Below are 828 nucleotides of genomic sequence, written 5' to 3' on the forward strand. Positions count from 1 at the left end.
GACGCTCAGGCCACTGTCCTTCATCATGTAGGCCAGACGGTCTTCGGGGTACGCCGGGTCAAGCGGCACATAAGCGCCACCCGCCTTGAGGATCGCCAGCAGGCCGACGAGCATCTCCAGGCTGCGCTCGCAAGCCAGGCCGACCAGCACTTCCGGGCCGATGCCCTGGGCGATCAGGGCGTGGGCCAGCTGGTTGGCGCGCTCGTTCAGCTCGCCATAACTGAGCTGTGTGTCACCCAACGTCAGCGCGATGGACTGCGGCGCACGCGCGGCCTGGGCTTCGATCAATTGATGGATGCATTGCTGGCTGGCAAACTGCGCCGGGGCCGGGTTCCATTGCTGAATGTTGGCCTGCTGTTCGCGTGCCTCCAGCAAAGGCAACTGACCGATGCGTTGCTGCGGTTCGGCCACGATAGCCCGCAGCAGGTTTTGCCAATGCTCAGCGAGGCGCTCGATGGTGGCCGCCTCGAACAGGTCGGTGGCGTAGACCAGAATCGCCGACAGGCCGTGCGCGGTTTCGGTGGTGTCCAGCACCAGGTCGAACTGCGCCGTGTGGTTGTCCCAGCTCAGCCGCTCGACCTGCAACGCCGGCAAGGTGCTGATCGCCTGCACGTCCCCTGTATCGTCGGCATGGTGATTGAACATCACCTGGAACAACGGGCTGTGGGCCAGGCTGCGACCCGGCTGCAGTGCCTCGACCAATTGCTCGAACGGCAGGTCCTGGTGAGCCTGGGCCTGCAACGTCGACTGACGCACCTGGCGCAGCAGGTCGGCAAAGGCCTGCTGGGGGTGCATCTGCGCCTTGAGCACCAGGGTGTTGACGAAAAA

At 64.6% G+C, this 828-nt stretch carries 1 protein-coding gene; it reads right to left on the reverse strand.

From position 1 onward, the window contains the following. A partial coding sequence (locus G3436_RS25865) for a condensation domain-containing protein (RefSeq protein WP_163951083.1) occupies positions 1-828 on the reverse strand: 828 nt, incomplete at both ends.

The sequence above is a fragment of the Pseudomonas brassicae genome (assembly GCF_010671725.1).
GTDB lineage: Bacteria > Pseudomonadota > Gammaproteobacteria > Pseudomonadales > Pseudomonadaceae > Aquipseudomonas > Aquipseudomonas brassicae.